Annotated in this window: 28 protein-coding genes and 1 tRNA gene; 12 read left to right on the top strand and 17 right to left on the bottom strand. The window is 61.5% G+C overall.

The window, feature by feature from the left end; translation table 11 throughout:
• Positions 1 to 426 (bottom strand): ATPase domain-containing protein (locus VGP39_RS06520; protein ID WP_327567286.1); only part of this gene is annotated, 426 nt, incomplete at its 3' end.
• Between the two features lie 262 nt (positions 427 to 688).
• On the opposite strand from VGP39_RS06520, the gene VGP39_RS06515 reads away from it, so the two are divergent.
• Complete coding sequence (locus tag VGP39_RS06515; protein ID WP_327567285.1) at positions 689 to 1,387, top strand: TIR domain-containing protein; 699 nt, start codon at positions 689 to 691, stop codon at positions 1,385 to 1,387.
• A gap of 75 nt (positions 1,388 to 1,462) precedes the next feature.
• Positions 1,463 to 1,699: a hypothetical protein gene (locus VGP39_RS06510; RefSeq protein ID WP_327567284.1), complete on the top strand. Its 237-nt coding sequence runs from the start codon at positions 1,463 to 1,465 to the stop codon at positions 1,697 to 1,699.
• Positions 1,700 to 1,726: 27 nt separating this feature from the next.
• Here VGP39_RS06510 and VGP39_RS06505 read toward each other — a convergent pair whose 3' ends face one another.
• A complete protein-coding gene (locus VGP39_RS06505; protein WP_327567283.1) occupies positions 1,727 to 2,824 on the bottom strand; it encodes a P63C domain-containing protein in 1,098 nt (365 codons plus the stop codon).
• Positions 2,825 to 2,904: 80 nt separating this feature from the next.
• On the opposite strand from VGP39_RS06505, the gene VGP39_RS06500 reads away from it, so the two are divergent.
• The 4 genes from VGP39_RS06500 (at position 2,905) to VGP39_RS06485 (ending at position 5,595) form a co-directional block, all read left to right on the top strand.
• A tRNA-Val gene (locus tag VGP39_RS06500) sits at positions 2,905 to 3,012 on the top strand.
• 155 nt (positions 3,013 to 3,167) lie between these two features.
• Complete coding sequence (locus VGP39_RS06495) at positions 3,168 to 4,070, top strand: transposase (protein WP_327567282.1); 903 nt, start codon at positions 3,168 to 3,170, stop codon at positions 4,068 to 4,070.
• 855 nt (positions 4,071 to 4,925) lie between these two features.
• Positions 4,926 to 5,108 (top strand): hypothetical protein, encoded by a 183-nt coding sequence (locus tag VGP39_RS06490; protein WP_327567281.1) that lies wholly within the window; start codon positions 4,926 to 4,928, stop codon positions 5,106 to 5,108.
• 88 nt (positions 5,109 to 5,196) lie between these two features.
• Positions 5,197 to 5,595 carry a response regulator gene (locus VGP39_RS06485; RefSeq protein ID WP_327567280.1) on the top strand — a complete coding sequence of 133 codons (399 nt, stop codon included), beginning with the start codon at positions 5,197 to 5,199 and terminating at the stop codon, positions 5,593 to 5,595.
• A gap of 345 nt (positions 5,596 to 5,940) precedes the next feature.
• On the opposite strand, the gene VGP39_RS06480 is transcribed toward VGP39_RS06485, so the two are convergent.
• The 3 genes from VGP39_RS06480 to VGP39_RS06470 form a co-directional block, all read right to left on the bottom strand.
• A complete protein-coding gene (locus VGP39_RS06480; protein ID WP_327567279.1) occupies positions 5,941 to 6,201 on the bottom strand; it encodes a DUF3551 domain-containing protein in 261 nt (86 codons plus the stop codon).
• A gap of 155 nt (positions 6,202 to 6,356) precedes the next feature.
• Positions 6,357 to 6,503 (bottom strand): hypothetical protein, encoded by a 147-nt coding sequence (locus VGP39_RS06475; RefSeq protein WP_327567278.1) that lies wholly within the window; start codon positions 6,501 to 6,503, stop codon positions 6,357 to 6,359.
• Between the two features lie 39 nt (positions 6,504 to 6,542).
• Complete coding sequence (locus VGP39_RS06470; protein WP_327567277.1) at positions 6,543 to 6,755, bottom strand: hypothetical protein; 213 nt, start codon at positions 6,753 to 6,755, stop codon at positions 6,543 to 6,545.
• Positions 6,756 to 6,989: 234 nt separating this feature from the next.
• Here VGP39_RS06470 and VGP39_RS06465 point away from each other — a divergent pair, with 234 nt between their 5' ends.
• Positions 6,990 to 7,331, top strand: a complete 342-nt coding sequence (locus VGP39_RS06465) for a hypothetical protein (RefSeq protein ID WP_327567276.1) — start codon at positions 6,990 to 6,992, stop codon at positions 7,329 to 7,331.
• A gap of 988 nt (positions 7,332 to 8,319) precedes the next feature.
• On the opposite strand, the gene VGP39_RS06460 is transcribed toward VGP39_RS06465, so the two are convergent.
• Positions 8,320 to 8,502, bottom strand: a complete 183-nt coding sequence (locus VGP39_RS06460) for a hypothetical protein (RefSeq protein ID WP_327567275.1) — start codon at positions 8,500 to 8,502, stop codon at positions 8,320 to 8,322.
• A gap of 136 nt (positions 8,503 to 8,638) precedes the next feature.
• Between VGP39_RS06460 and VGP39_RS06455 the strand changes: the two genes are divergently transcribed.
• Entirely contained in the window at positions 8,639 to 8,800 is a 162-nt protein-coding gene (locus VGP39_RS06455; RefSeq protein WP_327567274.1) for a hypothetical protein, read from the top strand.
• 428 nt (positions 8,801 to 9,228) lie between these two features.
• Here the strand turns inward: VGP39_RS06455 and VGP39_RS06450 are convergent, their stop codons facing one another.
• Positions 9,229 to 9,516: a hypothetical protein gene (locus tag VGP39_RS06450; protein WP_327567273.1), complete on the bottom strand. Its 288-nt coding sequence runs from the start codon at positions 9,514 to 9,516 to the stop codon at positions 9,229 to 9,231.
• A gap of 65 nt (positions 9,517 to 9,581) precedes the next feature.
• Complete coding sequence (locus VGP39_RS06445; protein WP_327567272.1) at positions 9,582 to 9,713, bottom strand: peptidylprolyl isomerase; 132 nt, start codon at positions 9,711 to 9,713, stop codon at positions 9,582 to 9,584.
• A gap of 123 nt (positions 9,714 to 9,836) precedes the next feature.
• On the opposite strand from VGP39_RS06445, the gene VGP39_RS06440 reads away from it, so the two are divergent.
• Entirely contained in the window at positions 9,837 to 10,298 is a 462-nt protein-coding gene (locus VGP39_RS06440) for a PaaI family thioesterase (protein WP_327567271.1), read from the top strand.
• Between the two features lie 126 nt (positions 10,299 to 10,424).
• The gene (locus VGP39_RS06435) at positions 10,425 to 10,676 is read left to right on the top strand and encodes a PilZ domain-containing protein (RefSeq protein WP_327567270.1); all 252 of its coding nucleotides are present in this window, start codon (positions 10,425 to 10,427) and stop codon (positions 10,674 to 10,676) included.
• 117 nt (positions 10,677 to 10,793) lie between these two features.
• Here VGP39_RS06435 and VGP39_RS06430 read toward each other — a convergent pair whose 3' ends face one another.
• On the bottom strand, positions 10,794 to 12,899 hold the full coding sequence (locus VGP39_RS06430) for a pyrroloquinoline quinone-dependent dehydrogenase (protein WP_327567269.1): 2,106 nt from the start codon (positions 12,897 to 12,899) through the stop codon (positions 10,794 to 10,796).
• A gap of 237 nt (positions 12,900 to 13,136) precedes the next feature.
• Complete coding sequence (locus VGP39_RS06425; protein ID WP_327567287.1) at positions 13,137 to 13,370, bottom strand: hypothetical protein; 234 nt, start codon at positions 13,368 to 13,370, stop codon at positions 13,137 to 13,139.
• Positions 13,371 to 13,561: 191 nt separating this feature from the next.
• Between VGP39_RS06425 and VGP39_RS06420 the strand changes: the two genes are divergently transcribed.
• Together VGP39_RS06420 and VGP39_RS06415 are read left to right on the top strand one after the other, a co-directional pair.
• The gene (locus tag VGP39_RS06420) at positions 13,562 to 13,957 is read left to right on the top strand and encodes a hypothetical protein (RefSeq protein ID WP_327567268.1); all 396 of its coding nucleotides are present in this window, start codon (positions 13,562 to 13,564) and stop codon (positions 13,955 to 13,957) included.
• A 185-nt stretch (positions 13,958 to 14,142) separates the two neighbouring features.
• Positions 14,143 to 15,120 carry an ABC transporter substrate-binding protein gene (locus VGP39_RS06415; protein ID WP_327567267.1) on the top strand — a complete coding sequence of 326 codons (978 nt, stop codon included), beginning with the start codon at positions 14,143 to 14,145 and terminating at the stop codon, positions 15,118 to 15,120.
• Between the two features lie 288 nt (positions 15,121 to 15,408).
• On the opposite strand, the gene VGP39_RS06410 is transcribed toward VGP39_RS06415, so the two are convergent.
• The 7 genes from VGP39_RS06410 to VGP39_RS06380 all read right to left on the bottom strand — a co-directional run.
• The gene (locus VGP39_RS06410) at positions 15,409 to 15,984 is read right to left on the bottom strand and encodes a histidine phosphatase family protein (protein ID WP_327567266.1); all 576 of its coding nucleotides are present in this window, start codon (positions 15,982 to 15,984) and stop codon (positions 15,409 to 15,411) included.
• 14 nt (positions 15,985 to 15,998) lie between these two features.
• On the bottom strand, positions 15,999 to 16,238 hold the full coding sequence (locus VGP39_RS06405; protein ID WP_327567265.1) for a hypothetical protein: 240 nt from the start codon (positions 16,236 to 16,238) through the stop codon (positions 15,999 to 16,001).
• Positions 16,239 to 16,259: 21 nt separating this feature from the next.
• Positions 16,260 to 17,336, bottom strand: coding sequence for a tartrate dehydrogenase (locus VGP39_RS06400; protein ID WP_327567264.1), 1,077 nt, complete (start codon positions 17,334 to 17,336; stop codon positions 16,260 to 16,262).
• 68 nt (positions 17,337 to 17,404) lie between these two features.
• A complete protein-coding gene (locus VGP39_RS06395; protein WP_327567263.1) occupies positions 17,405 to 18,394 on the bottom strand; it encodes a tripartite tricarboxylate transporter substrate-binding protein in 990 nt (329 codons plus the stop codon).
• A gap of 163 nt (positions 18,395 to 18,557) precedes the next feature.
• On the bottom strand, positions 18,558 to 19,631 hold the full coding sequence (locus tag VGP39_RS06390; RefSeq protein WP_327567262.1) for a dipeptide ABC transporter ATP-binding protein: 1,074 nt from the start codon (positions 19,629 to 19,631) through the stop codon (positions 18,558 to 18,560).
• Entirely contained in the window at positions 19,628 to 20,608 is a 981-nt protein-coding gene (locus tag VGP39_RS06385) for an ABC transporter ATP-binding protein (RefSeq protein ID WP_327567261.1), read from the bottom strand. Before VGP39_RS06385 ends, VGP39_RS06390 begins: the two co-directional genes overlap by 4 nt.
• Positions 20,608 to 20,845, bottom strand: a 238-nt coding sequence (locus VGP39_RS06380; protein WP_327567260.1) for a hypothetical protein, incomplete at its 5' end; no start/stop codon positions are given. The genes VGP39_RS06380 and VGP39_RS06385, both read right to left, overlap by 1 nt.

The following is a 20,845-nucleotide window of genomic DNA, read 5'->3' as shown; positions in this document are numbered from 1 at the left end:
GGTGTCGCAGATTTCCAGCGCCTGCTCGCCGGTGTCGGGCTGCGAGATCAGCAGTTCATCGATGTTGACCCCGAGCTTGCGCGCATAGACCGGGTCGAGCGCGTGCTCGGCGTCGATGAAGGCGCAGATGCCGCCCTTTTTCTGGCCCTCGGCCACCGTATGCAGCGCCAGCGTGGTCTTGCCGGAGGATTCGGGCCCGTAAATCTCCACCACCCGGCCGCGCGGCAGCCCGCCGACGCCGAGCGCGATGTCCAGCCCGAGGCTGCCCGACGAGATGGTCTCGACATCCATCGAGCGGTCGTTCTTGCCCAGTTTCATCACCGAGCCCTTGCCGAACTGCCGCTCGATCTGGGAGAGCGCCGCAGCCAGGGCCTTGGTCTTGTCCATGGAGGATCCTTCGACGATACGCAGGGCGGAAACGGGCATGGGTCGTGCTCCTTATGACGGGGATTCGCTAGCGGGACAAACGGCGGGTTCGAGTCTGGGCTTGTTGGAACAATGTACCCTATTTGTTCTCAGTTCGCAATATGTTCTCAAAAATATTTGGGTGCCCTTTCGACCCTCCGTTCTGGTTAATGGCCCCTTTTGATTTTAGGAGTGGTCCCTTTTGCAAACACTAGCAATGCCACCGTGGAAGCGACCTTTGGCGAGACTTGAGGGCTTCGCCTCTGAAGTGCATAGTTCCCTCATGACTCCCGATGAAATGCAGACTTTGCTTCAGGCCCACAATGTTGGCTTTTCGAGCAAGGACATCCCACACGGGCGACAGTTTCGCACGAACGACGGCGCGATTGCGAATGTCTACGCAAGCGGGAAGATCGTTTGGCAGGGCAAGGATACCCCAACCGCGCTAAAGGTTCGCGGATTGTACGGCGCTACCGAACCGTCCGCCGCTAGCGTCTCGGCCGCTACTCCAAATGAGACGGTTAGCCCATCAAACAACAAGGTCTTTATCGTTTACGGTCACGATATTGAATGCCGGGAGCAGCTTGAACTGCTCCTGCGACGGATGAAATTGGAGCCGGTAATTCTGCAGAACCTTCCGATAGCGGGCGACACGATAATTGAGAAGTTAGAGGCCAACATTGATGTGCGGTACGCGTTGGTTTTATTGACGCCAGATGATGAGGGCTTCCCGACAGGTCAGCCAAAGGAAAAGAAACTGCGGGCGCGACAGAACGTAATCCTTGAGTTGGGTATGTTCCTGGTGCGGCTCGGCCGAAAGCGAGTGGCCATCTTGCACAAAGGCTCTCTGGAGCTTCCATCGGACATCAGTGGACTGATCTACATTAAGTTCAACAAGCGCGTTGATGAAGTGAAGGAACGGCTCGGAGCCGAACTACAGGAAGCCGGTTTCCCGATAAACATTAAAGACCTCCTGAGTTGAGCGGGTACTGGCCTGTTTTAACCTCAGTTTTATTTCCGCAGTGGCCTAGTTTGAAATGTAGCCGAGGCGACGCTAATGAAAATCGAAATCCCGCTTGTCGATCTTAGGAGCCAACACTCGGGGTCGGTGCCGATTAGTGACGCCGATACCGGGAAAGACATCGGCGCTCTTCGGTATGGGCGGCAGGGCGGGCGAACAGTTTCGCTTTTCGATGGCAAGTATCAGCGAACGTTCGATACGCATGAGGAGTGCTGCGCCTTCGCCAAGGGCGTCGAGGCGGTGTTGAATCACATGGTCCATCTAGAGAAGTAAGGGCCGCCGCAGTGGGCGGCCTCTTTCTTAATGGAGTGGCTTGAAGTTATCAGGCGCTGCTGCCGCCGCACTGTCCTTTTCCGCTGGCGGGGGGACCACTAATTCCAATTCGATTTGCCCTCCAAAGCGTTCGACGATCTTCTTTTCGTAGGTCTGCTTATCGGGCGACGATTCGGCCATTTCTAGAACTCGGCCTAAATGCACCCTCAAAGCTCTGGCGCCAATCGCGTTCAAAAACTGGAAAAGCTTTTTCGCTCTGTTGCCACCCCTGGCTTTGTGAGCTTGGAGAAGCGCATAGATTTTTCCACTGCTCTTAGCCAACGGATGGTAGATGTGGCGAACGGTGAGATATTTGAAATGCCATGGCTTCCCGCGTTCCGGGACAGGGATATCGTACAGGCGGTGCCATTGTAGATAGAGTTCGTTTGGAAACTCCGGTTCATACTTTTTGGCCTCGGCCTGCACATACAGCTTGAACGCCGCAATCACCTCTTCAGTAGCCGGGTTATACCCGGCCAAGGCGTACACTAGACCTTTAATACCAGCCTTCGCGGAGGCGCCGACGATGATGTGTGCCTGCCGAGCAATATTCGCGTGGCGGGGATGAAGTTCGCCCTTAGACTCGGCATCAATCACCGCTTTGCAAACATCGATTAGTAGCGTCGCATCGAACCCATGGATAGTCGCTGGCGGCGCTTCGGCGCCGCCGGTCCCCCATTGAAACTTAAGTGGATTTTCGAGTTTTTCTCTCAATTCGGCGCCGACGACTCCAGACATCGCACGGGTCGCCAAAAACCTGGGGAATGCGTTTCCGCGTGCCGACATTCCCAGCGCACTACCCATTCCGGTTTGGCTGATGACGGCAGTCTTGTTGTCGTCGTCGAGAACGTAACATTCGACATCAACGCCAAACTCTTCCTGAAAACTCCCCTTATGAGTCGCACTAGGAGGCCTATTCCCCCATCGGGTAATGGCAGCCTCTCGTGCAATTTCGGCTCTGCGCTCTGGTGAAAGAGCCTCTTTCCTCGCCAAGCCGGCCTTCACTTTATCGGGCGATTTTGTCACAGCTATCCTCCATGCTTGCAGAAATTTAAAATAATGCTTGCAGAAAAATGCTGCAAGCATTATTCTGCAAGCATGATGAGAAACACACAGAAACACGAACGCCCCGCTGGCCTCTCGGCTGGCGGGGCGCTTTTGTGTGTGGAAGCGTGGCAGAGTGGCCTATTGCACCGAGCTTACCCCTCGGCAGGCGTTTGGGCGTCCATACCCCTCGCAACGTCTCGTGGGTTCGAAACCCACCGCTTCCTCCATCAAATCAGCGGGCCCGTCACTGCGCTAACAGCGGCGAGCCCTAGTCTCTCACCCCGGGATTGGGCCCCAAAGCGATCGACCGCTCCGAATATAGTCTGTTCGGCGCGTTCTTTCCAGCGGTCCAACTCCCTCAACATGACGGATTGGGCCCATCATGAACTACCTCAGCCGCGAAAAACAAATTGAGATCATTGCAGCGCTCTGTGAAGGCGTCAGCCAGCGCTCCGTCACGCGCCTTACCGGCGTTGACCGCAAGACGGTCGGACGCCTCGCTCTGCGCGTCGGCATGGGCTGCATGGAATTGCACGACCGCTTGATGGTTGGCGTCCGTACCGAACGCCTAGAGCTTGATGAGGCATGGTCGTTCGTGGCGAAAAAACAAAAGAACGTCTTGCGCCACGAGATCGAAGTGAAGGGCGATCAGTACGTTTTTATCGCGATGGCCGGGACGCAAAAGGCGATCATCAGTTGGGGCGTCGGCAAGCGGAATACCGAAAGCACCATGGATTTTCTGCAGGACTTGCGGGGTCGCGTCATCGGCCAGCCCGAAATTTCAACGGATGGTTTTCATCCGTACCGCTTGGCAATCCGCGATGTATTCGGCGACAGCGCCTCGCATGGAATAATCGTAAAAACCTACAGCGTAACGCACCTTGTAAAGGAAGCGCAGGGCCGCTACTCGCCGGCTGCTGTAGTAGCTGTAGAGCGACAAGTAGTATCAGGTGACCCGGATCAATACGTTTCAACCAGCTACGTTGAACGGCAAAATTTGAGCCTGCGCATGGGATCGCGCCGGTTCACGCGGTTGACCAACGGCTTCTCAAAGAAGCTCGACAACCATGTTGCCGCCGTCGCGCTGTACGTTGCTCACTACAACCTCTGCCGCGTCCATGAGGCGCTTAAGACGACGCCGGCTAAGGCGCTTGGCGTTGTCGATCGCGCGTGGACCATCGGCGCTCTTATCGACGCTGCGCTGGCAACGCAACCCATCACGCCGGTTCCGACCGCGCCGGAGCGGCGCAAGCTGTTCACGGTAATTGATGGCGGGAAAAATTAAGCCGATTTTCGGCGACGGCGAGATTTAGATCGGGGCTGCGGCGACACCAAAAGGGGTTCGTCCATCGGGAGAGTTTCTTGAACCTTCTTTTTCCCTCCCGGAATGGGATACTTGAAAGGGGGAGATTCCCTAACCTCCGCAGGCGTCGGAACGCGTTGAGGTTTTTTGCGACTCTCGGCGCGCGCAGCGATAGAAGCTTGGACGGTGTTCAAATTTGTAATGACACCCAAATTAGGGCCTGTGAGCAGGTTATCCAACGTTACAAGTTGAATACGAGGACGAATGCCGCCCGGCAGTTCGATATTGCCGCCGGTCGCTGCCTCAGTTCTGATCTCTTTCGACGGCGCGTCAAGGCACACAAAAACCCCCATCTGCGTTGTAAGTGGCGTTGGAATTAAAGGGAGGGTCTAAGTAAACTAAATCGACGGTGTTGGATTCGAGCCTTGGCAACCAATCAAGGTTGTCACCGAAGTACAAGCGATTGCCCGACGCGCTATGGCTGAACTTGGACACAACGCAACTCCCCCCGCGTCATGCGCGGAAAAGTTGCACCCTAGCGAATCACCTACGTTCGCGTCAGTAGCTGCGGCCCCGCGCAAGCCGTCTCGGCCATAAACTCAAAATTAACCTTAACGGCACCCCCGCCACAGTGGTCCCTTTCACTCATGACGAGTGGCCCCTATTGCGCTGCAGCATGGCAAAATCGGCCAGTACCAATATTTGGGTACTGGCCTGTTTTTAACCCTAGTGGCCTCTTTGAATTACAGTGGCCTAATTTGGATTTATGACTGGAACCCGGAACCGGCTTTGATTTTTTTATAGCGTCAATTCACACCCTGCCTTTGGGAGCGACCCATGAGCAAGAAGCTGTCGATTGAACAGAAGTGGCGTGAGCAAGGCGAAGCATTCAAACAAGAAGCGGCCCAACTTCCTTACGGAAAAGAGCGGGACGATTTGCTCCGCAAGGCTCGCCAGCTGGAAACCGCCTCGCATATCAACGAATGGATATCGTCACCGGGATTGACCCCGCCAACATAATTCTAGCAGCGGCCTAATTGGTTCCAATCAAGGGAACCTTTCAGCCCCTCGCGCGTGATGTCACGACGCACCGTAGCGGGGGGACACCGTGTCAGAACTACCAATAATACTGGTTGCCGAAGACGACCAGTTGCTCCGGACGTTTGTTGAGGAAACTTTGACGGATGACGGCTTTGAAGCTGTCATCTCCGCATCTGGCGAGGAAGCCGTCACGCTTCTGGCCAGGGAAGGGGCGAAATATCGCGCGGTCGTTACGGACATAAATCTTTCAGGTGAAATGGATGGCTGGGAAGTCGCTCAACGGGCCAGAGAGATCGACCATGCGTTCCCCGTCATCTACATGAGCGGCGCACACGCAGAAGATTGGGCGGTCAAGGGCGTGCCGAACAGCGTCATGCTTGCTAAGCCATTCGCTCCAGTACAGCTTGTGACGGCGTTGGCGCAGCTTCTCAATGCGGCCCCGCCGCCGATTACGCCCGGCACGTAAGGCCGCCTAAGTTGACGGCCTCTTTGTCGTCGTCCTTCCAAGCCAGTTTTTCTGCGGCCTCCGACGGTCAAAAAATGCAAGCAACAATTCGGAGTGTGGCCGGAGACCCTGACCGTGAGGGCAAATAACGCCGCGACGGGGGGCATGTATGCGCGATGGCGGCAAAGTCCCGTACGCACTTTCAAGAACGTAAGGTGGGTAAGCGCCCACCACCCTGCTGATTGAGAATCCGGTCGGGGCATCCAGGTCTTAACGACGCTCGAGCAAGAAAAGACGGGGATGGCCGGAACGAAGCCAGGCCATGACGCCCGCGCGCCGCATGGTCGTGCCCATCACCGGCGCGCCTCAATAGGCGCGGCGCTGCCGGCGGTCTCGTCGGCCTTTCCCGCCCGCATAATACGGATTGATCACGCACGATGCGGCGCGGCCGGAAGCCGACATCTGACACTGTCCTAGCGAGGTGTAGGCGCACTCGAAGTAATAGTCGACAAATCCCTGGTAAACCTGCAGGCAGACCGGATATTTCGGATCATAGGTCTGGGCGAGCGCCGGCGTTGCCGTCAAAACCGCCGCGATCGTCAGCATCGCCAAAGCCGGAATGCGCATCGGAGCCCTCCTTCGGATAAACGCAGCGCAGCCTGATCGTTCGATGTCGATCAACGTTCGCGCCTCAACGGCGTTCCCCGGTTCTGCGGAGCAGCGTGATCGGCGATGCTTCGCATGGAACGCTGCACCGCGGCCGCGACACGAGGCCTATAATTTCAGGGCGCCACGAAATGCAGGACGACGGCAGCGGCGATGCAGGTCGCAATGGCGATGACAGCGCCTCTCCGCCGGTCCGGAAAAACGCCGAGGGTAAGTATCGTCAGGCCGGCCAACAAAGCGGTTTTGACAACGATCAAAGCCATGGTTTCGCCGTCCCTGGCGTGTCGCGTCGCGCCTCGGACCTAGGCATGCTCGCCATTCCTGCCGTTCAGGTTCGGCAACAGCAGCAGCAGTGGAAGCGCCAGCGGCCCGATCAGAATCCCGGCAATCCACGCCCAGTTCCTGAAGCTGCGTCCGCGGCGCTGCGCGATCCGGCCGGCAAGATAGATCGAACCGATCATAGCTGCCGTCAGCAACGCGGAGAGAACGTAGGCGTCGAAAGTAATTGCGTTCATTGCGCATGCTCCGATGCTGCTCGCTGAGCATAGCATGGAGCCGGTCGCGGCGACCGGCCTGCGGGATCCTTCCGGAGACACACCCGTACAACTTTCCGTGTCATGGGGCGCGGCTTCGTAAAGTATCGTGCCCCGGACGCAGCGCAGCGCGCCGCTCTTGCGGCGTGGTGCGCTGCAGAGCCGGGGCCGTAACGAGACGCGGCATTCGGTACGGTCCCGGTTCTGCGGAGCGGCATGATCGGCGATGCTTCGCATCGCCTTAGAATGCCGCACCGCGCGCGGGACATGCGGCCTATTTTTGCCGGCACCTATTTATCAGGCGCGATTCCCGTGATTGTATGCGCGGCCAACAAAACGTGGGAGAGGAAATTGAGCAAGCTTCTTTTGTCCGTTGCGGTTGCCGCGCTGGCGCTGTCGTTTTCATCACCCGCCAAGGCGCAGGCTGCGCCCGGCACCGGCGCAGCCAAGGCGGGCGTACTGCACCACCACCATCACTGGCAGCCCAAAAAACACCATTACGGCAAGAGGATGCGCGCGCACTGGGGCGCGAGCTGCAAGATGTCCGGAAGCTGCTGATCTGCGATGCAGCTTGACCGCGGGTGAGCGGTCGAAACCGGCCGCCTGAAAAACGGCCAGCAGAAAAAAACTTTTCATGAGTTCGTTCCGCCAAAGGGGTCCGGTTCACACCGCGGCCCCCTTGGATTTTGTCCTCTCTCTCTTAATTTTCAAGGGAGGTTAAGTGAAAACGCCCACTGACGTGAAGGAATTTGCGGGCGGCGATGATGCTTGCCGGGAGCAAGGCGCGATGTGAAATGCGCCCACCGGCACCACCCACAGCGTCATACGCGGGCTTGACCCGCGTATCCATCACGCTTCACGCGAGTCTTTCGAAGAGGATGGATGCCGAAGAGGATGGATGCGCGGGTCAAGGCCCGCGCATGACGAAAAGATGATGGATTGCCAGGTCAAGCCTGAGTGGCAAACCGCGCATCGGGTGCCCCGCGTGAAGACGCTTATGGCCGGACTGGCAGCATCGATCTTGTTCGTGCCGCAGGCGGCTCCTGCAATGCTCAGCCGGTCGTCAAACAGGAACCATTCGACGGCAAGATGTTGCCGGGTGCGGTTGTCCCAAGTGATTCGCGATGCAGCCTAGCAGCCTCGGCAAATGCTGAACTTTGAATCGAGCAGTTTTTCCCGGCTGCGAGCCGCGCGGGACGAACGGCGAAATTCGCGGCGGGATGCGAACGCGTCTTGCCGGGCCGCCCTTCTGACAATCGGTGCCGGCCGTGACGACGCGCGGGTGGAAACCGGCGGGGCGGCGGATGGCACCACGGGCACTGCCATACTTGGCGGTGGCGGCGGCGGAATCCTCGCCGCATTGCCGATACCGCTGGGGTCGTTGACCGAATTGTTGAGACCGCCTGCGCTGCCCGGGCCGCGTGGAATTCCGCTGACACCGGCATCTTGTGCGATGGATGGCATCGCCAGACAGCTCACAAACGCCGACGCGAAAACCCATGATTTGCCGAACATGGTTTACGCCCCGTTCAATCCGAGATCGGGCTTATTTTCGCTTCGATGCCGGTTTGAAATCATGCGGCCGCTTCGGTTCGTGATCGCGCTGACCGGACAGATCGCGCCATGCCTGAGCCATCTGCAGCAGACGCGCTTTATCGCCGGGGTTTGACGACTTCGCTGCCAGCGCAATGCATTGCTCGGCGTACCGCAGATACTCGTCGCCAGCCATGCGCACCAGCCTTCAAGAATCTGCACATTAATATCTTGGCGGGAACATTTGTTCCGTAAATTCCACTTTCGCATACCCGTCATTACCTCGAACGAGGTTCCGTTTCCGGCGTTTTCAATTGGCTGAGGAGGCCGAGATGAAAGACGCAAAAACGTACCGGGAGTATGCCGCCGACTGCATCCGCATGGCAAAATCGATGGACCCGAAAGACAAGGATGCGCTGCTGAAAATGGCGGAAGCCTGGGAAGAGCGCGCCCGCGAGGCCGAACGGCAAGAAAACAAGACCAATGGCCATTAGGATCGGCTCGTCAATTTTAAAGAAAAAGGCCCGGCCGGTTTCCCAGCGCGGGCCTTTCCTCCACGGGCTGGCTTCAGAGCGAACTGCAGCCGCCAAAATAAAGTCGCCCGCTGGGCTGTTTTTTGGCCGGATCCGAGACCTCCCGGCATGCCGTGCAGTGCCGTATCCTGCCTTGCCCGGCTCGAAAGGAAACGGCCCCAGCGCGGGGGGTGAGCTGAGGCCGGTCAAGTCTGGGGAGTAGTCAAGTCCGGATTCAAGCCGTGCGGGCCCGAATGGTTCCGGGGCCATTTTAGGATGGTTGAACCTTTTTTCGGTTCACGCGGACGTAGGTATACTGGGGATTTGAGGGCTTCGCAGCGCCGCCAGCGAACATATTCCGCGTGGCGGCGCTGTGCGTTCAGCGTCTGGACGTCCTATGCATAGCGCGGCTAATTCGCGGTGCTGCCGGTCTTGGTCTTCGGCTTTGCCGGCGCGGCTTTGGCCGGTTCGGCGCCGCGCACACTGCCCCAGGGATCGTTGGAGACCTTGGCGTCGGGAATTTTCCTCAAGGATTCCCGGTAGGCCTTTTCCTTGATCGCGTCAGCCTCCTTTTCCTCCGGAGTCTTGCTCTGGAATTCGGGCAGCAGGTTCATGCTGGGGACCTGGGCGTGGGCCGGCGCTGCCAGTAATGCCGCCATCGGCAAGGCGATCAGCGCGGCTGCGCAGAAAATCTTCATACAAATGCTCCCTAGATTCTGGCCGCGATGTATCACCGCCGCGGCACCAAGCGTACCGCCGGCGCCTAGAGACGGTCCGACTTGCAGGATTTTGGCGATTGCAGCCAATCGTCCCAGATCGGGCCGCATTTGGTGCAGCCATTGAGAAGCAGGCCGATCACGATCACACTGAAAACGATTGCCAAACGCCTGAACATGCCTGCCCCACTCGGTACCAGCTGATCTTACGGGATCGATCGCGGCGTTTTCAAGCCACCGGGGTGCCCATCGGCCGGAAATGCGCATTACAATGGCCGGCGATTCATGGCGGGGGAAACAGGGTGTCTGAGCAAAATGCGGCGGAGTTCGATCTCGACGAGGCCAAGCGCGTTCTAGGCGAGGTGTTCGCGCCCTGGGTGCAGGACCTCGGGCTGTCGATTGCCGGGCTTGAGATCTCACCGCCGGCAGGCGCGCCGGCCGGCTGGCAGCCCGGCGCCACCGTAAGGATGGCGTTTTCCGATCGGCTGTGCCGGCACGGCGGCATCGTCTGCGGCCAGGCGCTGATGGCGCTGGCCGATACCGCGATGGTGATCGCGATTCTTGCGGCCAACCGCGGCTTTCGCCCGATGACCACGGTCGATCAGACCACCCATTTCCTCAAAGCGGTGGCGTCGTCGGATGTGCTGGCGGATGCGCGCGTGGTCCGGCTCGGCCGCACCATGAGCTTTGGCCGGGTCACGCTGTTCAGCGCCGCCGACAACAAGCCGGTGGCGATGGTCTCAAGCGCGTTTGCGATGCTGTGAGCCGACACATCATCGTAAATCAATCCTAAACTTGTCCACCTTGATGCAACCCATCGGCTTTATTGGTCCGTAATCTCGCCGTCGTAGGCTTCGCAAAACAACGCAACCAAAATGCGGATCGCGACCATGACCGACAGCAGGATCGAGAAGAGATCGGCGCCGCGCTACAGGGTCTTGAAAGGCGCCACCATCGCGTTCGGCGGCAACGGCGTCGAATGCACGGTACGCAATTTGTCATCAGGCGGCGCCGCCCTCGACGTCGCAAATCCAGTCGGCTTGCCGCCGTCGTTCACGCTGGTAATCCAGACCGATCAGTTCATCCGCCGTTGCCGCCCGGTCTGGCACAGCGACAAACGGATCGGCGTGGCGTTCGATTAAGCGCTTCTTCTTGAAAGCTGCAGCACCGTCGTCATTGATCGAGGCGTGCCGCAAGCGCGGTGCCTGTTTCACCTCTCCCGCAGGGAGAGGTCGACCGCGAAGCGGTCGGGTGAGGGGTTATGGTCTCTCGTTATTCCGTAACCCCTCACCCGGATTGCTTCGCAATCCGACCTCTCCCTGCGGGAGAGGTGAAGACCTCGCGCGGCGGCGCCAGTACCACGCCACAGCCTGCAGCAGTACCGCGAGCGCGACTACAGCCACGACAATCCCGCCCCAGAACCGGCCGCCGGGCCGGTCGATGGTGCGCGACCACAGCGAGGGCGCCTCACCCGCGCGCGGCAGCCGAAACGCCACCACGCTGTCGCCGATCGAAGTGCCCGCTTCGGAATGACCGCCGGCGGCGATGACAACGTATTGCTCGCCCTTCCAGCTGTAGGTCATGGGATTGGCGACGCCGGGCGCCGGTAGCCTGCCCTGCCACAATTCAGCGCCGGATTTGGCGTCGAAGGCGCGCAGGTAAGCATCCAGCGCGCCGGTAAAGACAAGGCCGCCCGCGGTGATGAGCACGCCGTTGGAGAGCGGCGTCCCCCAGTTGAAAGCCATGCCGAGCGGCGCGCGATCCTCCGCGGTGCCGACCGACGACTGCCAGAGAATTTTGCCAGCCTTCAGATCGACCGCGACCAGCGCACCCCACGGCGGCTTGTTGCACGGCAGGCCCAGCGGCGACATCGCGACCGCGCGCGTCATCGCAAAGGGCGCGCCGCGCTGCGCTCCGAAATCATGGCCGGGCGGCGGCTTGAGACCTTCGGCATCGGCGCGCGATATCAATTTGACGATGTGCACGGCGCGGCTGGTGTTGGCGTAGAGGATCTGGTTCCCGGGATCGAACGCCGCACCGCCCCAGTTCACGCCGCCGCCGGTGAACGGAAAGAGGATCGTGCCTCCCGTCGACGGCGGCGTGTACAGGCCTTCGTTGCGCGCGGCTGCAAGCTGCTCGCGGCAGACCGCGCGGTCCCTGAACGGGACCAGGCCGAACACGTCGTCCGGCGAAATCGTTTGCGGCACCAGAACCGGGACATGGGTGGGAAAGGGCTGCGTCGGCGACAGCGCTTCGCCTGCAGCACCCCCTTGCGGGACCGGTCGTTCGTCGACCGGCCAGACCGGCTTGCCGGTGTCGCGGTCGAGCACGAACACAAAGCCCTGCTTGGTCGGCTGAATCACCACGTCGCGCAGTCCCGCACCGGTATCGATGCGCGCCAGCGTCGGCTGCGCCGGCACGTCGTAATCCCAGAGGTCGTGATGCACTGTCTGGAACGACCACACCAGTTCTCCGGTCTCGGCGCGCAGGGCGACGACCGAATTGGCGTGCTCGTTATTCCCTGCCCGCTTGCCGCCCCAAAAATCCGGGCTCGGCGATGACGTCGGCAAAAACACCAATCCCCGCTCTTCATCCGATGACATTGGCGCCCAGACATTGGCGTGGCCGGCGTTGATGCCGTCGTGAACCAGCGGATCAAAGCTCCAGCGCGGCCGTCCGGTTCGCGCGTCGTAGGCGCGAACCGTTCCAAGGGGTGCATCGACGCGGCGGTTATCACCGATCGCGGAGCCGACGACGACCACGCCGCGGCTTATCACCGGCGCGGATGTGATCTGGAACTCGCCCGGCCATTCCAGCGGCTCGCCGATGTCGATCCTGATTTCGCCGCCCGCGCCGAAATCCGCGCATGGCGCGCCGGTCCCGGCATCGAGCGCGATCAGGCGCGCATCGTTGGTGTTGGTGACAATACGCGAACGGCAGAGCGCGCCCTTGTCGGCCTGCTCGTCCACCCAATAAGCGACGCCGCGGCAGTTGTAGCGGTTCGCGACGCGATGGCTGGTGTTGATCTTGGGATCGAACCGCCACTTCGGCGCACCGGTTCCGGGATCGAGCGCAATCACCTCATTGAACGGCGAGCACAGAATGACGCTGTTCTCGACAAACAACGGCGTCGCCTGGAATTTTGTGCGCGCCATCGCTTCCGGCGGGCGGGTGTCGAGATCGCCGGTGCGGAATTGCCATGCCCTGACGAGATGTTCGACATTGGCCGGCGTGATCATGGCGAGCGGCGAAAACCGCGTGCCGCCAGGGTCGCCGCCCCAATGCTCCCAGGCAAGAGCCGGCGCGGCGAAGAAGCCCGCGAGAGCGAACAGGCCGAGGAAATTTCGCGTGGCCGGCGATGTCATCGTCACCGCGGCCGGCTGCGTGTTGCAGAGATCGATCGCACCGCGCTAATGCCCGCGCCCGCCGACATTTCCGCCACCGCCACGACCGTAGCCTCCGCCGCCATAGCCGCCTCCCCGAAAACCACCGCCGATGAAGCCGCCGATCACCGGCGCGACGGGCTCATGAGATCACCTCCTGCGGCATAGCTATCGGTCGCGCAGGCCGGTGCGGAGGTTCAAGCTGCCTTACGCGGTTCCCTATTTCGATTTCTTCGCGGCGTCCGCCGGCCGCGCCACGCCCCACGGATCGTATTTTTCCTTCGGCTCGGGGATCCGTTCGAGCGCCGCCTTGTAGGCGTTCTCGTCGACCTTCGGACGGCCTGGATCGGCCTTCTTCTGCTCGTCGCCCGCATGCCGCTTGCTGTTCAACTGGGCGTACGCAGGCGGCGCCAGCAAGGCCAGCGCTAGCGCCGCAATCGTGAAGGCTTTCATCGCCGTTTTCTTCCCCGTGAGTGCCACCCGCATGTCGCAATCCAACTGTGGCAAGCCTGCGCCTTGTTTTGCACGATATCCCATTCCGCGGCCGGTTTCAGCGAATGTTGATCGCGCAAGGCCGCGAGGCGCACACGAAATGCAGGTAATTTTAACCGGCAGGGGATAAAACGCGATGGATGTGGCGGGCAGTGATTTCAGGATTGGCGATGATCGGCGCAGCGTTGGCGTTGGCCGGCTGCGGCGGGGCCGACAGCCGGGCCAAACTTCCCGACTTCATGCTGGGAAAGCCCGTCGAGCCGCGGCGATTCGATCCGGAGCCCGACGTCAAGCAACTGCTCCGCGACAAGCTGGATTCGGTGTTCACCGCAGCCTCGCGCCCGCGCCACGTCCGCGTCTCGCCGCCGCGCCGTGAGGCCAACGGCCCGGGCTGGACGGCTTGCGTCAAAGCCGAAGTGACCTCGGTCGTCGGCCGGTCCCTGGGCACCCAGACCTACCTCGCCACCATCAGCGGCGGCGTCATCCTGGACCGCCGCCGCGTCGAGGCGGACGACAATTGCGCCTCCGAGACGTATGAGGCGATCTAGGGGGGTCCATATAAGCATCAGGCGACCGACAGGTTTGCTGCTGCCGCCGCATGGCGGCAGACACCGTTATACATACGCGATCAGGCGCCCGGCGCACGCCGACATCATCGAATTCCGCCGCTCTGGTGTGTCCAAAACTCTGATAAGCTGCTTTAGCCAATAAACTCTCCGGAAGGAGAAAAGACATGAAGCGACGAGAGTTTTTAGCTTCGGCGATTGCTATTGCTGCGATGCCGCGGATGCTTGCCGCACAGGGCGTACCAAGAGCCGCTCGCATCGGCTGGCTGACCGCACAGAATGAGTCGAGCCTGACCCCTTATCTTGCTGCGATGCGCACGGGCTTTGCCGGACTGGGCTACATCGAAGGCCGCAATCTTGCGATCGAATATCGCTTTGCGAATGATGTCGTCGAGCGCGTGCCGGAACTCGCAGCGGAACTGGTAAAACTTCCGGTCGACATCATTATTGCGCAAGGCGCAGCGGTATCCGAAATAAGCAAACTCGGTCTTGCGATACCTGTTGTGTACATTTTCAGTGCTGACCCCGTTTCAGCAGGGCTGGCCGACAGTCTAGCCCGTCCGCGCGGGAATATGACGGGTTTGACATTCATGGCAGCCGAGCTGAACGGCAAACGGCTGGAGATTTTGAAAGACATCAATCCCGATCTGCGCCGCGTTGCCATCGTCGCCAATTCCGAGCATCGAGGCGTGCATCTGGAGCGCGCCAATTCCGAGGAGGTTGGACGGCGGTTGGGCTTGACGATCCGTTATTACCCGACACCTAGTCGGGACAAACTCGACGATGCGCTTGCTGCGATGGCTGCGGACCCGCCACACGCAGTCTCGCTGTTCTCGGATGGCTTTGCGGTTCAAAATCGCCAGCGCATCATCGATTTCGCCACCACCCAGCGCGTGCCCGTGATCGCGGCCTGGCCCATATTCGCCCGCAGCGGCGCGATTTGCAGCTATGGACCGCGCCTTTCCGAGTCATACCGGCGGCTGGCCGATTACGTCGATCGCATTCTCAAAGGCGCAAAGCCCGCCGATTTGCCGATCGAGCAACCGACAAAATTCGAGACGGTAGTCAACCAGCGAACGGCGAAGACATTGGGTCTCACGATACCGCCATCACTGCTTGTGAGCGCCGATGAGGTGATCGAATAGAGTGCTGCGGTTGCCGCTACATCAGTCGGGAAGTAATGCTTTTCGAACCTGCCGAAGTGCCTTGGCAATGTCGGCGGACGCCTGCAAAGCGGACATCGCGACTCCGCGCGCCCATGTCCAAAAATGACCGCAAGGCGGCAATTCGATCTGGTAGCGCCAGCGCCCGCCTCTACCCCCCGGATCGCGGCGTGTTAGCGCGCTCACTTGTCGACCCCAACAGGTATCCGCTGCCCGGGGCTGGCCAGTGGTGCTCGCTTCCGTAGGAATTGCTAGCGGCGAAATATGCAGTCAATGAAGCATCAGGCGACCGACGGGTTTGCTGCTGCCGCCGCTTCCGCTTCGGACCACGACGATCTCGCCGCTAGCAGGCGAGATGCCGGTGAGCGCTGCAATGTTCGCGCCGTGTGTCACGACCAGAAGGATTCCGCTCCCGGCCCATTTGTCGATCACCGCCCGCGCGCCGGCGGTCAGGGACTCCCGTTGATCGCTCAGCACGACCACATTGCCGAATGTCGAGGTGGCTTCGACCGGCCCCAGCTCCAGCAGCGCTGCCGTGTCCATGCAACGGCACCATGGCGAGCTGAGGAGCCTGTCGACCGCGATCCCTTCCGACCTCAGCCGCGCACCGATCCTTGGCGCGTCCGCGCGTCCCTTGGCGCTGAGATTGCGCTGCGTGGCGCAGTCATCGAGCCGGGAGCCCGCCGGATCACCGGCGCCACCCGGCGCATCGGCATGACGCATCAGGGCGACGTGCCGGCCTGCGCGCAACGCGGCCCAGGCCTCGGCCTCGTCGGCGCCGGCGATGTCCGCCGCGGTCGAAATGCCGAGCAGCACTGCGAAGAGGACCAAGCGGATGCGGCCCATGGCGGCAGACCCCGTTATACATACGCGATCAGGCGCCCGGCGCAGACGACGCCGAGCCACAGCACAAGCGACACCCGCGCATTGACCTTGGCGCCGGCGGGCGCTTCGGCGCCCCAGAGCGCGACACGCCGCCACGGGCCGGCATGCGCGATTCCGATGTTGACCAGCGCCGCCGCGATCAGCAGCAGCTTGGTCTGGAACGCAGGATTGCGCACGACATGCGAGGCATCGGCGCTGAACAGCAGAAATCCCATGCTGATCGCCAGCGGGATGCGTCAATCGTTGGCTCCGTGGATGCAGTCGATGACCGCAGCCGTGACCTGCTCTGTCCTCGCCTTGCCGCCGAGATCGGGCGTGTGAAAGCGCGGGTCCGCGGTGACACGCTCGATTGCTTGCATCAATCGCTTCGCGGCAGCCGGCTCGCCCAGATGCTCCAGCATCATCACCGCGGACCAGAACGTGCCGATCGGATTGGCGATGCCTTTACCGATGATGTCGAAGGCGGAGCCATGAATCGGCTCGAACATGGACGGGTAGGTTCGCTCCGGATTGAGGTTCGCGGTCGGTGCGATGCCGAGCGAGCCGGCGAGTGCGGCAGCGAGATCCGATAGCACATCGGCATGCAGATTGGTTGCCACCACGGTATCGAGGGTTTCCGGCTTCATGACCATTCGCATGGTCATGGCGTCGACCAGCATCTTGTCCCAGGTCACGTCCCGGAACTCGGCCGCGATCTCGACGGCGATCTCATCCCACATCACCATGGCGTGGCGCTGGGCGTTGGATTTGGTGACGACCGTCAGCAGCTTGCGCGGCCGGGACTGAGCGAGCCTGAAGGCAAAGCGCATGATGCGCTCGACGCCGGCGCGTGTCAGGATCGATACGTCCGTCGCAACTTCGAGCGGCAGCCCCTTGTGGACACGGCCGCCGACACCCGCATATTCGCCCTCCGAGTTTTCGCGGACGATCACCCAGTCGAGTTCTTTGCCGTGAACGTTGCGCAGCGGGCTGGTGATGCCGGGCAGGATGCGTGTCGGACGGACATTGGCATACTGATCGAACGGCTGGCAGATCGCCAGCCGCAAGCCCCATAGCGTGATGTGGTCCGGCACGTCCGGTGCGCCGGCGGAGCCGAACAGGATGGCGTCGTGGTCCTTGATCTGGTCGCGGCCATACTCCGGCATCATGATGCCGTGTTCCTTGAAGTACGCGGACCCCCAGGGGAAATGGTCGACCTGGAATTTGAAATTGCCGTCGCGCTGCGCCAGGGCGTGCAAGACCTCCACGCCGGCGGCCACAACTTCGGTGCCAATCCCGTCGCCCGGGATGGCTGCTATGGCGTACGTCTTCATCAAATAGTCTCCGGATTGCGAATGGCCGCCCGTCAGCTATCGCCGAGCGGCCGGCTGTGATGAGGAATTCAGTTTCCCTTCGCCCCTGCCGCCTTGATAACGGCTCCCCACCGTGGCACCTCGGCTGTCAGATGCGCTTTGAGTGCCGCCGGCGTCGCCATATCCGCCTGCACCGGCTCGGTGCCGAGGCTCGCAAACCGCTCGATCACCTTGGGGTCCTTCAACGCCGCTTGGAGCGCTGCGACGAGTTTGTCGGTAATCTCTTTCGGCAATCCCTTCGGCGCCCACAAAGCGTGCCAGGCCGAGACCTCGAAGCCCTTGGCGGCTCCAGCATCAAGCGTCGGCAGGTCGGGCAATGACGAGACCCTGGATTTAGTGGTGACGGCGAAACCCTTGATCTTGCCCTCTTTGATCTGGTTGGTCGTGTTGGTTGTCTGGTCACACATGACGTCGAACTGGCCACTGAGCAGGTCGTTCATGGCGGGCCCGGTGCCGCGATAGGGAATCCCGTTTATTTGCACGCCGAGATCTTTCATCAGCATCAGCATGCAAAGATGCGAGGCGGAGCCGATACCGGCGTGCCCGTAGACGGCTTTATCGCTGTTGGTGCGGATCCACTGCAGCAGCTCGGTCACGTTATTGGCCGCCAATGTCGACTTTGACACCAGGGTCATGGGCACATCGGTAATGCGGCCGAGGTGGTCGAAGTCGTTGACGACATCGTATCTGATGGAGTCGTAGAGCGCCGGAGCGGTCGCGTGCGCGATGTGCCAGACGGCGAGCGTGTAGCCGTCGGCCGGTGACTTTGAAACGCGCGCCATGCCCAGCGTTCCGCCTGCTCCGCCGACATTTTCGACCAGGATTGTCTGACCAAGGGTTCTGCCCATCGCTTCCGCAATGAGGCGAGCCACGGTGTCGGTCGGCCCTCCCGCCGCAGCTGGAACGATGATTGTGATCGGCTTTGTAGGGAACGTGGTCTGCGCCGTGGCCAGGTGGGACGCCAATATCGATGCGGCAGCGATTGCGCCGGAAAGGATCGAACGACGATCGAACCGCATTGGTCACTCCCTGCAGAATTGTTGGTTGGCTGACTTCCGCCCGGGGGTCAGCGATTCCGGCCAGCCTACGGCCAAGCGTCACCCACCTTCAATGGCATACGCGGGATGCAACCGCGCCGTCAATGATCTGAAATTTTCGACCACCGCCGCTCCCGCGTTGCCGTCATGCCCTTGCCTGCTCGGCCGCCTCGAATGCCGCCAGCCGCTCGGCGAACTTGCCGTTGGCAGCGCCTGCGCGTGCGACGATGACGGGTACGGGAATCGTTTCGAAAAAATGACAGGCCACGCGATGGCCGGGGGCGGCCTCGCGCAGCTTCGGCTCCTCGGCCGAGCAGCGCGGCTGGGCGTGCGGGCAGCGGGTATGGAAACGGCAGCCGCTCGGCGGATTGAACGGGCTCGGGACGTCGCCCTGCAGCATGACGCGTTTGCTGCGCAGGCTCGGATCTGGCTTGGGAATCGCCGCCAGCAGCGCGTGGGTGTAGGGATGCAGCGGTTCCGCATAGATGGTCTTCTTGTCGGCTATCTCGACCAGCTTGCCCAAATACATCACCGCCACGCGGTCGCTGATGTGCTTCACCACCGCAAGGTCATGGGCGATGAACAAATAGGACAGGCCGAAGCGCTGCTGCAAATTCTGCAAAAGGTTGACGATCTGCGCCTGGATCGACACGTCGAGCGCCGACACCGGCTCGTCGCAGACGATCAAATCGGGATTGACGGCGAGCGCGCGCGCGATGCCGATGCGCTGGCGTTGCCCGCCGGAGAACTGGTGCGGGTAGCGCCGGGCATGTTCGGGCAACAGGCCCACGATCTGCAACAGCTCGCGCACGCGTGCCTCGCGCGATGCGGCGTCGCCGATCTCGTGCACCCGCAGCGGCTCGGCCAGGATTTCGCCCACGGTCATGCGCGGATTGAGCGAGGCGTAAGGGTCCTGGAAAATGATCTGCATGTGCCGGCGCAGCCGCCGCAGTTGATCCTTGCCGAGGTTTGCGATCTCCTCACCCTTGAAGCGAACCGAGCCCGCCGTCGGGTCCATCAGCCGCAGCACCAGCCGTCCGGTGGTCGACTTGCCGCAGCCGGATTCGCCGACCAGCGCCAGCGTCTCGCCGCGCGCGATCGCGAAACTCACGCCTTCGACGGCGCGCACCAGCCCTGTTTGCCGGCGCAGGATGAGGCCGCGGCTGAGCTGAAAATGCTTCACCAGGCCGTCGACCTGGAGCACCGGTACCGCGCTCATGACGCCGCCTCGACCGGAGCCTTCCAGCAGGCGACCGCATGGCCCGGCGCGATGTCGCGCAGTGGCGGCGGCTCTTGCCGGCAGCGCCGGTCGGCAAACGGGCAGCGCGGCGCGAAGCGGCAGCCTTTGGGCTGGTTGTTGGGGCTCGGCACCGTGCCTTCAATGGTGGCGAGCCGCGCGCGGTCGACGTCGAGACGCGGAATCGAGCCCAACAGACCGATCGTGTAGGGGTGTTGGGGATCGGCAAACAGGTCGCCCACATCGGCGCTTTCGACGATCTGCCCGGCGTACATCACCAGCACCTGGTCGGCCACCTCGGCGATCACGCCGAGATCGTGGGTGATCATGAGGATCGCCATGCCGAGCCGGCGCTGCAGGTCGCTCAACAGGTCGAGAATCTGGGCCTGAATGGTGACGTCGAGCGCGGTGGTCGGCTCGTCCGCGATCAGCAGCGCCGGCTCGCAGCACAGTGCCATCGCGATCATGACGCGCTGGCGCATGCCGCCCGACAGGTTGTGCGGATAGTCGTCGATGCGCTGCGCGGCGGAGGGAATCCGCACCAGCTCCAGCATTTCGACCGCGCGGGCCTTGGCGGAGCGCGGCGACATCGTGGTGTGGGCCAAGATCGCCTCGACGATCTGCTGGCCGATGGTGTGGACCGGGTTGAGCGAGGTCATCGGCTCCTGGAAGATCATCGACATCGCGGCGCCGCGCAGCCTGCGGCGCGCGTCGGCCGACATCGTCAGCACATCGCGGTTGGCGAACATCACCGCCTCGGCTTCGACCTTGCCCGGCGGGCTCGGCACCAGGCCCATGACGGAGAGCGACGTCACGCTCTTGCCGCAGCCGGATTCGCCGACCAGGCCGACGGTACGGCCGCGCGGCACGCAAAAGCTGATGCCGTCGACGGCGCGAAACAGCCCCCGGTCCGTCGCGAAGTGGGTCTTGAGGCCGCGAACCTCGAGCAGCGTTTCCATCAGAAGGAGTAATCCAGCCCCTTGTAGAAGGTGTTCTGATAGAGCATGTGCGGCCGGACGCCCTTCAGTTTCTTGAGGCTGGTGGTGTACATCGCGATGTTCATCACCGGCATCCACAAATGCTCTTCGGTGACCCGCTGCTGGGCCAGCGCATAGTATTTGGTGCGATCGGCGTCGGTCAGCGCGGCGCGGCCCATCTTCAGATACTCGTCGGTCTTGGCGTCATTCCAGTTCATC

The organism is Bradyrhizobium sp. (assembly GCF_036009065.1).
In the GTDB taxonomy this organism is placed as follows: Bacteria; Pseudomonadota; Alphaproteobacteria; order Rhizobiales; family Xanthobacteraceae; genus Bradyrhizobium.
Note: the sequence above shows the minus strand (reverse complement) of the source record. Positions and strands in the feature narration are given on the sequence as shown.

What these genes read in the sequence shown, in the direction of transcription:
- VGP39_RS06515 (WP_327567285.1), top strand. Translation starts at nt 689, where the DNA reads ATGACTCCCGATGAAATGCAGACTTTGCTTCAGGCCCACAATGTTGGC.
- VGP39_RS06510 (WP_327567284.1), top strand. Translation starts at nt 1,463, where the DNA reads ATGAAAATCGAAATCCCGCTTGTCGATCTTAGGAGCCAACACTCGGGG.
- VGP39_RS06505 (WP_327567283.1), bottom strand. Translation starts at nt 2,824, where the DNA reads ATGCTTGCAGCATTTTTCTGCAAGCATTATTTTAAATTTCTGCAAGCA.
- VGP39_RS06495 (WP_327567282.1), top strand. Translation starts at nt 3,168, where the DNA reads ATGAACTACCTCAGCCGCGAAAAACAAATTGAGATCATTGCAGCGCTC.
- VGP39_RS06490 (WP_327567281.1), top strand. Translation starts at nt 4,926, where the DNA reads ATGAGCAAGAAGCTGTCGATTGAACAGAAGTGGCGTGAGCAAGGCGAA.
- VGP39_RS06480 (WP_327567279.1), bottom strand. Translation starts at nt 6,201, where the DNA reads ATGCGCATTCCGGCTTTGGCGATGCTGACGATCGCGGCGGTTTTGACG.
- VGP39_RS06475 (WP_327567278.1), bottom strand. Translation starts at nt 6,503, where the DNA reads ATGGCTTTGATCGTTGTCAAAACCGCTTTGTTGGCCGGCCTGACGATA.
- VGP39_RS06470 (WP_327567277.1), bottom strand. Translation starts at nt 6,755, where the DNA reads ATGAACGCAATTACTTTCGACGCCTACGTTCTCTCCGCGTTGCTGACG.
- VGP39_RS06465 (WP_327567276.1), top strand. Translation starts at nt 6,990, where the DNA reads ATGATCGGCGATGCTTCGCATCGCCTTAGAATGCCGCACCGCGCGCGG.
- VGP39_RS06460 (WP_327567275.1), bottom strand. Translation starts at nt 8,502, where the DNA reads ATGGCTGGCGACGAGTATCTGCGGTACGCCGAGCAATGCATTGCGCTG.
- VGP39_RS06455 (WP_327567274.1), top strand. Translation starts at nt 8,639, where the DNA reads ATGAAAGACGCAAAAACGTACCGGGAGTATGCCGCCGACTGCATCCGC.
- VGP39_RS06450 (WP_327567273.1), bottom strand. Translation starts at nt 9,516, where the DNA reads ATGAAGATTTTCTGCGCAGCCGCGCTGATCGCCTTGCCGATGGCGGCA.
- VGP39_RS06445 (WP_327567272.1), bottom strand. Translation starts at nt 9,713, where the DNA reads ATGTTCAGGCGTTTGGCAATCGTTTTCAGTGTGATCGTGATCGGCCTG.
- VGP39_RS06435 (WP_327567270.1), top strand. Translation starts at nt 10,425, where the DNA reads ATGACCGACAGCAGGATCGAGAAGAGATCGGCGCCGCGCTACAGGGTC.
- VGP39_RS06430 (WP_327567269.1), bottom strand. Translation starts at nt 12,899, where the DNA reads ATGACATCGCCGGCCACGCGAAATTTCCTCGGCCTGTTCGCTCTCGCG.
- VGP39_RS06425 (WP_327567287.1), bottom strand. Translation starts at nt 13,370, where the DNA reads ATGAAAGCCTTCACGATTGCGGCGCTAGCGCTGGCCTTGCTGGCGCCG.
- VGP39_RS06415 (WP_327567267.1), top strand. Translation starts at nt 14,143, where the DNA reads ATGAAGCGACGAGAGTTTTTAGCTTCGGCGATTGCTATTGCTGCGATG.
- VGP39_RS06410 (WP_327567266.1), bottom strand. Translation starts at nt 15,984, where the DNA reads ATGGGCCGCATCCGCTTGGTCCTCTTCGCAGTGCTGCTCGGCATTTCG.
- VGP39_RS06405 (WP_327567265.1), bottom strand. Translation starts at nt 16,238, where the DNA reads ATGGGATTTCTGCTGTTCAGCGCCGATGCCTCGCATGTCGTGCGCAAT.
- VGP39_RS06400 (WP_327567264.1), bottom strand. Translation starts at nt 17,336, where the DNA reads ATGAAGACGTACGCCATAGCAGCCATCCCGGGCGACGGGATTGGCACC.
- VGP39_RS06395 (WP_327567263.1), bottom strand. Translation starts at nt 18,394, where the DNA reads ATGCGGTTCGATCGTCGTTCGATCCTTTCCGGCGCAATCGCTGCCGCA.
- VGP39_RS06390 (WP_327567262.1), bottom strand. Translation starts at nt 19,631, where the DNA reads ATGAGCGCGGTACCGGTGCTCCAGGTCGACGGCCTGGTGAAGCATTTT.
- VGP39_RS06385 (WP_327567261.1), bottom strand. Translation starts at nt 20,608, where the DNA reads ATGGAAACGCTGCTCGAGGTTCGCGGCCTCAAGACCCACTTCGCGACG.